This is a genomic window from Snodgrassella sp. W6238H11 (genome assembly GCF_016100525.1).
GTDB lineage: Bacteria > Pseudomonadota > Gammaproteobacteria > Burkholderiales > Neisseriaceae > Snodgrassella > Snodgrassella alvi.
The window spans coordinates 123962-133707 of sequence record NZ_JACFSH010000005.1 but is presented as its reverse complement, the minus strand read 5'-3'; the positions used below and the strand labels follow the sequence as shown (position 1 = coordinate 133707).

The following is a 9746-nucleotide window of genomic DNA, read 5'->3' as shown; positions in this document are numbered from 1 at the left end:
GTGTGAGGCCGCTTGGCACTCACACTTATCGGTAATCTGTTCTGTTAAAGAGCGTTGCTTTCGACTGCGTTCTACTTTAAACTGTGCGTTTGTTTCGTGTCGCGTCATCAGCGAAGAAGGCGAACTATACGCCTCCAAAAATCCCCTGTCAACTCCTGCCTGCATTTATTTTTGACTTCCTCCTCACTTAACTGTTTTTACTAAGTTTATTTTTGACTCCTTTGACTCAGTCTTTGCGGTTTTATTTGACTCCGCTATCTGCTGATAGGGATATTGACTTGTTTATACCCTCTGTTTCCTTCTACTTGTGATTAGATGACAGTACTATTTATCAAGGTCTTTTTTGAGTTTAGCATTTTCATAATATTCTTTTTTAAATCTCAACAATGCTATTTGCTTTTTTAATGTTTCCATGGTGTCGAGCAGCTTTTGTTCTTGCTGGCTAATTATATTCAGCCGCTGATCCAGTGTTTTGTCTCCTTGCAAACAGAGCTCTACATAGTGTTGAACATCTTTTATGGACATATTGGCATTGCGTAAACACTCGATTAATTTTGCCCATTGTAAATCTGCATCTGAAAAAAATCTTTTGTCATGCTGATCTCTCTGTAAGAACGGGAATAGATTAAGGGAATCGTAATAGCGCAGAGTATGTGCTGATAATCCAAGAATTTGGGCCGCTTCGGTTACGGAATATTTAGGTTTGAGGCTTAACTGCCCATTATTGGCTATTGATAAAATACAATCCTGTAAATCCACCATTTTTTACCTCTTTAGTTTTATAAATCAACAAAATATCACAATTAGTAAAGACGAGATATTAAGCTTGACTTCGAGTTACTCTAATTATTACATTTAATGCCTATTAAATGAATAAAATCTGAAAGAATGGGAATATGAACCTAAATAATATTAGAAATTTTTGTATTATTGCTCATATTGATCATGGTAAATCTACGCTGGCTGACAGGTTAATTGAAATGACAAAAACGGTCAGCGAAAGAGAAATGAAAGAGCAATTATTAGATAATATGGAGCTTGAAAGAGAGCGCGGTATTACTATTAAGCTCCAGACTGTACGCATGTACTATCAGGCCGAAGATCAGGCTGAGTATGAACTTAATTTGATTGATACGCCCGGTCATACTGACTTTGCCTATGAAGTTTCCCGCAGTTTAGCCGCTTGTGAAGGGGCATTATTGGTGATTGATGCCACACAGGGAGTGCAGGCTCAGACTATTGCTAATTTAAAATTAGCGCAGGAACAAAATTTAACGATTATTCCGGTTATCAATAAGATTGATATGCCAAATGCGGATGTAGAACGTGTTACGAAAGAACTCGAAGAGTTGGATGGGATTAATCTGGACAATATTATATTGGCTTCGGCCAGAACAGGGGCCGGAGTCGATAATATTCTGAATGCTATTGTTAAAGAAATACCGGCACCTAGTGGTGAGCAGGATCGTCCTCTTCAGGCTTTAATTTTTGATTCGCATTACGATATGTATCGTGGTGTGGTTCTGCATGTCCGTATCTTCAATGGTTCGGTGACTACTGGTCAGAAAATTAAAATGATCAAAAGTGAACTGGAGTTTGAAGCATTACAGATTGGTGTATTTTTGCCTGAAATGAGGTCTGTTGAAACGCTTGTTGCTGGCGAGGTAGGCTATATTTCTACTAATATAAAGGTGGTGTCCAATGTGAAAGTTGGTGATACATTAATTGATATTAATGCACCAGACACTCCGCCCGTACCCGGATATAAAGATGTTAAACCCATGGTATATGCAGGCTTGTTTCCTATTAAAAATGAGGAACAGGAAAAGCTGCGCGATGCGATAGAAAAACTGGCTCTGAATGATTCGGCTTTTGTTTATCAGCAGGAAAATTCTCTGGCACTTGGCAGTGGCTTTCGTTGTGGCTTTCTAGGTATTTTGCACATGGAAATTATTCAGGAAAGACTGGAACGGGAGCATGGTATTGAAATTATTTCTACGTTTCCCAGTGTTGAGTACCGAGTAACACTTACTAATGGCCAGGTAATTACGGTAAATAATCCGACATTGTTACCGAGTTTTGAAAAAATAGCTTCCATTGAAGAACCTTTTATTGAATCAGCCATTATTATTCCTGTGGAAAATATTGGCGAAATTATGAATCTGTGCCAGGAAAAGCGAGGTATATTCGTTGATATGACCTACCTCAATAATAAAATGGCGGAATTATTTTTTAAGCTGCCGATTTCTGAAATTGCCTATACTTTTTTCAATTCACTAAAATCCATCACGCATGGTTATGCTTCAGTTGATTACCGCGACAGATGTTATATTGCGTCTGATCTTGTGAAAATGGATATCTGGCTGAATGATGAAATAGTAGATGCATTTTCATTTATTTTACCGCGCAGCAGTAGTTATGAACGCGGTAAGCAAATAGCTCTGAAAATGAAGCATGTGATTCCGCGCAAGTTATATCCCATGCCAGTTCAGTCTGTGGTTGAAAACAGAGTTATTGCTCGTGAGGATATTCCGCCCTTACGCAAAAGCGTAACCGGAAAAGGATATTCCGGCTCTCTATCCAAAAAGAGAAAAATTGCTAAAAATATAAAGGATAATAAAGTCAGACAACGTAAATTTGGAGGTGTAGATATTCCTCAAGCTGCATTCCATGCGGTGCTGGATATTAGCTGATAAATGTTTATCTCTGTCAATTTAAAGCTAAGAGGGTATGCTTTTTCTATATCCTCTTAGTTTTTCTACAGCTATTGAAATAATACTTTGAGTATTAACTGTTTCAGCTTACATTTTTTGTACCTGAATTTCTTTTAGATAGGTATCATTTTCAGGTAAAGGTTATATACGACAAAATTATCAATGGTTATATACCAGATAGATATAGATTATGAAATGAGAACATCATTGGCAATCTGTTATCTTTATTTAGGAATTATTGACAACTAAAAACAAAATAAATTGTCATGAATCAATCAAATAGAGTTCATTGAATATAGTAGAACAATTTTTAATATATCCTCTCGTTTCAGTCAGAAATCTATTTTAGAACGAGATAAAAAAATAAATTCTTATAATGCAATAAAAATACTCTGCTCGATAATTTAACTGAGTTAATTATTTAATCAACTGTTCGTCATTAAGATAGTTTTAAGAAGTCGAGCAATCTTTTCCATTGTGGTTATGCATCAGCTCAAAATCATGACTCAGTGCAAAATTTGTTGCACTCAAGGCCTGTGATTTTATTAACACACTCCATAATATTGTTTGTTTTATAAAAAGAATTGTTATTTTATACATTATAAATGATAATGATTATTATTACTTTAATAAGGTACTCATTTAATGAACCCGTGTAATTACAGTCCTGCTTCTCGACTTTGGCAACTCACCTTTAAAAATAAAATTTTAATTATTATATCTTGTTTATTTTCAGTTTTAAGTGTTGCTACTGCTTTTATCCCTTTTATTTCGGTTTATTATATTGTTTACGAAATAATAATGAGTTTAGTCAATAAGGACGTATTAAATAACGGGCTTATTATTCATTATGGTTGGCTGGCTTTTATTGCGGCTGCATTGTCGCTATTTTTTAATTTCCTTGCACTCTGCTTCTCGCATATTGCTGCGTTTAAAACGCTTTACTATTTGAAATATAATTTCGTTCGGTATTTATCATATTTACCATTAGGATTTTATACTGAACATTCGAGTGGAGAGTTACGAAAAATCGTTGATGATGATATTGAAAAGATAGAAATTTTTATTGCTCATCAACTCCCTGATATGGTTGGTTCGTTTGCGACTCCGATTATCATTTTAATTATTTTAGCTGTTTTTGACTGGCGTTTAGGGTTGGCAACGCTGGTACCCATTATTTTGGCTTATATTGTTTTGATAAGCGGCTACCGTCGTAAAGATATTAAAAACCATATGCAGGAGTTTCAAAATCGACTCATTGATATGAGTAATGCTTCAGTTGAATATATTCGTGGTATTGCTGTTGTAAAAGCTTTCAATCAAACTTTTTTCTCATTTAAACGCTTTTATGAGTCAATCAAAGCGTATCAAGTATTTTGCCTTAAGTTTACTGATTGTTTTAAATATCATATGGCATTTTTTCTACTGATATTAAATAACATCTATCTTTTTATTCTCCTAGTAATAATTTTCTTACTCGGTTCTGTAGATAATTATGCAAATTTTATCTTAGCTTCTATTTTTTATTTAATTTTCTCACTGGCATTACCAGCGCCTTTTTTAAAACTGATGTATGTTTCACAAGGCCTTCAAAAAGCAATTAAAAGCGTTGAAAATATGGATAGTGTTTTAAACGTAAAACCTTTAGCTGAACCCGAATCTGGTTTAGAAGTAAATCGTTATGATATTGGTTTTAATGATGTCACTTTTGCCTACAATAAGATTCAGGGTAGTGAGGCTTCAGAGAATAATGCGCTAAGTCACATTTCGTTTACGGCAAAACAAGGAACAACTACTGCTCTGGTTGGGCTTTCCGGCAGTGGTAAAAGTACAGTCTCATTGCTTATTCCTCGCTTCTTTGATCCTGATGAAGGTTCGATAACGATTGGTGGTGTAGATATTAAGCAAATGAAAAGTGAGTATTTATTGTCGTTAGTGAGTTTTGTGTTTCAGGATGTTTTTCTCTTTAAACAAACTATTTTAGATAATATTAAAATCGGCAAACCCGATGCCCGGTTAGATGAAGTTATTGCCGCCTCCAAAGCTGCACAATGTCACGAATTTATTGAAAAGCTGCCAGACGGCTATCAGTCGGTAATAGGTACTAAAGGATTGCATCTTTCAGGCGGTGAAATGCAACGTTTAGCAATCGCCCGCGCATTACTAAAAAACTCACCTATTTTAATTCTTGATGAAGCCACTTCTTTTGCTGATCCTGAAAATGAATACAAAATTCAGCTTGCCTTGAAAGTTTTGATGCAGGGTAAAACCGTTATTATGATTGCTCATCGTTTATCAACAATAAAAGATGCAAATCAAATTGTGGTATTAGATAAAGGTCGAATTGTTGAAAGAGGAACGCATGAGCAGCTAATTGATAAGCATCATACCTATTACAAAATGTGGCAATACTATAAGCAAACATTAAATTGGCAAATGCATCAGTCTGGTCAAGATGATGAGGTGGCATATGTTTAAAAAATTATTGATGTTGTCTGATGCAGAGAATAAAAATCTTAATCAAGCTATTATCGCCTGTATCATCTCTAATTTGACATTAATGTTACCGTTTGTGATTTTATTGCAGATAATTATCCTGCTAATTAAGCCATTAACTGACCAAATTCCTGTAAATATAAATTACTTATGGATTATGGCGGGAGCCGGCGTAGTTTCAGCCTTATTATTCTTATTTTGTTATAAAAGAGAATATGAAAAAACTTATGCTAATGCTGTTAGTCAGGCTGCCAATACCCGAATTGAAGTTGCTGAAAAAATCCGCAAATTACCGCTTAGTTTTTTCAACCGAAAAGATCTTTCTGAACTTACGGCTAATATTATGGGTGATTGTGCCGTTATTGAGAACATGCTTAGCCATGTGATACCTCAATTAATCGGCTATTCAATCAGCAGCCTGATAACTTGTTGTTTATTGGCATTTTATGATTGGCGTATGGCTGGTGCTATTTTTTGTACTCTGCCGATTTCTATTATTATTGTTGTTATTGGTAAAAGACTTGAACAAAAATTTGGTGAAAAACATGTTCAGGCTAAATTAATTGTTTCCGACGAAGTTCAGGAATATCTGGATGGTATTAAAATTATCAAAGGTTACGGAATAAGTGGTAAAAAATTCCAACGTCTGGATAAAGCCCTTAAAAAAATGATGTGGGCATCAATTAAGTTTGAAGGAATAGGAGGAATTATTGTCACTTTGTCTACTATGACATTACAAGTCGGTTTAGGCATAGTGGTTTTACTCGGTGTTTCGCTAATGGTTTCTGGCAGCTTAAATCCAATTACTTTTATTGCCTTTGTTATTATCAGTTCACGAATTTATAGCCCTCTGATTTCTATTTTGACATTATTACCCGAGCTGTTTTATATGCTTGTTTCCATCGATAGAATGAGAAGTTTACAATCTGAGTCTATTATGGAAGGAAAAGAAGATGTGACTTTTGCTAATCATACTATCAATATTGATCATGTTAATTTTTCCTACAATCAAATAAACGTTATTAATAATTTAAGCTGCACTATTCCGGAAGGAAAAATGACAGCATTAGTTGGACCATCAGGTAGTGGTAAAAGTACTTTATTGCAATTGATTGCACGCTTTTGGGATGTAAATTCGGGGAGGATTACCATTGGTAATCTCGATATTAAGCAAATTGACCCTGAAACCTTGATGCATTCAATGGCTTTTGTTTTCCAACAGGTGGTATTGTTTGATGATACGATTATGAACAATATTCGCATCGGAAGGCATAATGCATCTGATGAAGAAGTCAAACTTGCCGCTAAAATAGCCAGATGTGATGAACTAATTGCCCGATTACCTGATGGCTGGAATACCTTAATAGGTGAAAACGGCAGTAAATTATCGGGCGGTGAAAGGCAACGAATCTCAATTGCCAGAGCATTATTAAAAAATGCTCCTATTATTTTGCTTGATGAGGCTACCGCCTCATTGGATCCTGAAAATGAGATTTATATTCAGGAAGCAATCGCCAGTCTGGTCAAAGACAGGACTGTAATCGTTATTGCTCATCGTTTAAAAACGATTATCGGTGCGGATAATATTATTGTTCTGGATAAAGGCTCAATTGCGGAACAAGGTAATTACCAAGACTTGATGGACAATAATGGTTTATTTACTAAGCTCTATAGTTTTCAAAAACAAGCATTATCTGTTAATTATTGATTAATTATTTTTCTCATAATTATCGGTACATGCTATAGCGACATAACTGATAAGAAACAGGCGCAGGTTGCAGTCATTCATTTAACGGGGAAATACCATGTTTTATTTATCTGATGCTGAGCTGGATAAACTATTACTCGATGATATCGCTTATGGTGATTTAACCACCCGTGCTTTAGGTTTTGGCCGGCAGGCTGGAAAAATGACATTCTGTCGCCAGAAAGCTGGCAGGGTTAGTGGTGTGGCCATTGCAGCCAGGCTGTTGCAGAAGCTTGGGCTGGAAGTAGTGATACAAGAACAAGACGGTGCTGATGTTAATGCTGAAACCGTACTGTTAACCGCTTTTGGTCAAGCTGAAAATCTGCATCAGGGCTGGAAGGTGGCACAGAATGTACTGGAATGGTGCAGTGGTGTAGCACAATATATGGCGCAAATGCTGGCTAGTGCACATGAGATTAATCCGCTGGTACAAATTGCCTGCACGCGTAAGAGTATTCCCGGTACGAAATCTCTGGCTATTGCTGCTGTAATAGATGGCGGAGGAATATTACATCGTGCCGGCACAGCTGAGTCTGTTTTGCTGTTTGCCAATCACCGCCATTTTTATGAGCAGCCGGATGATTGGGCTGCTATGGTAATGCGTTTAAAGTATGCTGCGCCGGAAAAGAAAATTATTGTCGAAGCAGATAATATCGAAGAGGCTTTCGCAGCACTGGCAGCCCAGGCAGATATTGTACAGCTGGATAAGTTTACGCCGGAAGAATTTGCACTGGTATTGGCAAAACAGCAAATATTAGCGCCAATGAGTTTATTGTCTGCTGCCGGTGGCGTTACTTTATTAAATATAGCGGAATATGTTCGTGCGGGGGCGCAATTACTGGTTACCTCTGCGCCCTATTATGTCCCGCCGGCAGATATTAAAGTGAAATTGAAACCTGTTTAATGCTGATTTGTGTTTTAAATGATTAGCTGAAGGTTTACTGCATAGTATTGGCGACGATATTTAACTATGGTTGATAGAATAGTTATAAATAATAGTGCATCAACCATAGTTAATTCTAAGTAACTAATTATCTGCTTTACTTATCCAGACCCTGCTGCACCATATGCGCCGCTCTGATTACTGCTCTGGCTTTATTTTGAGTTTCCTGCCATTCCAGCTCTTCATCTGAATCAAAGACGATACCGCCACCACTTTGTACATATAGTGTATTGTTTCTGACAACACCAGTACGAATAGCGATACATAAATCCATATCTCCGGAAAAACTCAAATAACCGGCTGCTCCGCCATAAACACCGCGTTTGTTTGGCTCCAGTTCTTCGATGATTTCCAGAGCACGAACTTTTGGTGCGCCTGAAAGCGTACCAGCCGGAAAGGTGGCAGCCAGTACATCCAGATTCGATATTCCATCCTGTAATTCGCCTTCAACATTGGATACCAGATGCATTACATGAGAATAGCGTTCGATAATCATTTTATCGGTAACTTTTACCTGACCGATTTTACTAATGCGTCCGACATCATTGCGTCCAAGATCAATTAACATGACATGCTCGGCCACTTCTTTAGGATCATTTATCAGATCCTGTGCCAGTGCCTGATCTTCGTCTGGTGTTCTGCCCCGAGGACGCGTTCCGGCAATAGGACGTACGGTAACACTGCTTTGTTCACGTCTTACCAGAATTTCCGGAGAAGACCCTACCACATAGAAGTCGTCAAAATGATAATAAAATAAATAAGGGGAAGGATTTAAAGTACGCAGAGCACGGTACAGACTCAATGGATTATCGTAAAAAGGCATGCTGAGACGCTGACTGGGGACAACCTGCATACAATCGCCATTGAGAATGTACTCTTTCACCCGTTTAACATAATTTTTATATTGCTCTTCGCCAGTTTCTGCCACTGGCTCAGTTAATTCACTGCCAAGTGACAATGGTAACTGCACACTCTGACGCAGCGCGGTGCGTAACTCTTCTAAACGTGCTCTGGCCTGCTGATAACCATCTTTTTTACTGGTATCGGCATAAACAATCAGATAAATTTTGCCTGATAAATTATCCACAACCGCCAGCTCTAAGGAAAGCAGCAGAAAAATATCAGGCACGCCAATCGGATTAGGTTTGTCTGCCTGCTTCAGCCGGTGGGCTATCTGTTCAAAGTGATAAATGGTTTCATATCCGAAATAACCTACCAATCCGCCTGTAAATCTTGGCAGGTCTGGAATATCAGGAGTTTTATATCTGTTCTGAAATGTTTTAATGAATTCCAGCGGATTACCCTGATGCGTTTCTATTAGCTGATTTTTCTGGTATACCCTTGTGTTTTGTCCGGATATTTTAATATAGGTATCACAGGGCAAACCGATAAAAGAATATCGACCAAAACGCTCACCATTTACTACCGACTCCAGCAAATAGCTGAATGGTTTATTTGCCAGTTTCAGGTAAAGTGACAATGGTGTATCCATATCTGCCAGCACTTCCTGTACTAATGGAATATGAGTATAGCCGGCAGTCATTTGTTGCTGATATTCAGCTAAAGTGATCATGATTTATGCTTGGTGTTGTTTAAAAGGTGTGGTTTCTGATCGGAAATTTTTACAAATAGTACTATTTTCCTTTTCAATATCATAACTTAAATCCGCTTTAAAAGCATTTATCAGATGTATACCTAAAGTAATGGAATGGTCTCTGACTCTGCAACTCATTTCCGTATTATCAATGGTATTGCTTATTCCATACGCAATTACCTTCCTTTGAACTATATACTATCCAGAATTTTCCAGTCGATTTTTAACTTATATAAGCTAATAAAAAAGCTG

At 37.2% G+C, this 9746-nt stretch carries 6 protein-coding genes; 4 read left to right on the top strand and 2 right to left on the bottom strand.

Annotated features, from left to right (window positions below):
• Positions 1–324: 324 nt before the first annotated feature.
• Positions 325–762 carry a MerR family transcriptional regulator gene (locus tag H3V00_RS09705; RefSeq protein ID WP_084547988.1) on the bottom strand — a complete coding sequence of 146 codons (438 nt, stop codon included), beginning with the start codon at positions 760–762 and terminating at the stop codon, positions 325–327.
• A 134-nt stretch (positions 763–896) separates the two neighbouring features.
• Between H3V00_RS09705 and lepA the strand changes: the two genes are divergently transcribed.
• The 4 genes from lepA to modD all read left to right on the top strand — a co-directional run bounded on the left by lepA (position 897) and on the right by modD (position 7861).
• Positions 897–2693: a translation elongation factor 4 gene (gene lepA, locus H3V00_RS09700; RefSeq protein ID WP_198207844.1), complete on the top strand. Its 1797-nt coding sequence runs from the start codon at positions 897–899 to the stop codon at positions 2691–2693.
• 666 nt (positions 2694–3359) lie between these two features.
• Positions 3360–5192, top strand: a complete 1833-nt coding sequence (locus H3V00_RS09695; RefSeq protein ID WP_198207842.1) for an ABC transporter ATP-binding protein — start codon at positions 3360–3362, stop codon at positions 5190–5192.
• Positions 5185–6918, top strand: a complete 1734-nt coding sequence (locus tag H3V00_RS09690; protein ID WP_084564598.1) for an ABC transporter ATP-binding protein — start codon at positions 5185–5187, stop codon at positions 6916–6918. The genes H3V00_RS09695 and H3V00_RS09690 overlap by 8 nt, the downstream gene beginning before the upstream one ends.
• Positions 6919–7015: 97 nt before the next feature.
• A complete protein-coding gene (modD, locus tag H3V00_RS09685; protein ID WP_198207840.1) occupies positions 7016–7861 on the top strand; it encodes a ModD protein in 846 nt (281 codons plus the stop codon).
• Positions 7862–7997: 136 nt separating this feature from the next.
• Here the strand turns inward: modD and trpE are convergent, their stop codons facing one another.
• A complete protein-coding gene (gene trpE / locus H3V00_RS09680) occupies positions 7998–9473 on the bottom strand; it encodes an anthranilate synthase component I (protein WP_198207838.1) in 1476 nt (491 codons plus the stop codon).
• Between the last annotated feature and the right edge of the window lie 273 nt (positions 9474–9746).

Coding starts and splice junctions, on each gene's coding strand:
- H3V00_RS09705 (WP_084547988.1), bottom strand. CDS start 762: ATGGTGGATTTACAGGATTGTATTTTATCAATAGCCAATAATGGGCAG.
- H3V00_RS09690 (WP_084564598.1), top strand. CDS start 5,185: ATGTTTAAAAAATTATTGATGTTGTCTGATGCAGAGAATAAAAATCTT.
- modD (WP_198207840.1), top strand. CDS start 7,016: ATGTTTTATTTATCTGATGCTGAGCTGGATAAACTATTACTCGATGAT.
- trpE (WP_198207838.1), bottom strand. CDS start 9,473: ATGATCACTTTAGCTGAATATCAGCAACAAATGACTGCCGGCTATACT.
- lepA (WP_198207844.1), top strand. CDS start 897: ATGAACCTAAATAATATTAGAAATTTTTGTATTATTGCTCATATTGAT.
- H3V00_RS09695 (WP_198207842.1), top strand. CDS start 3,360: ATGAACCCGTGTAATTACAGTCCTGCTTCTCGACTTTGGCAACTCACC.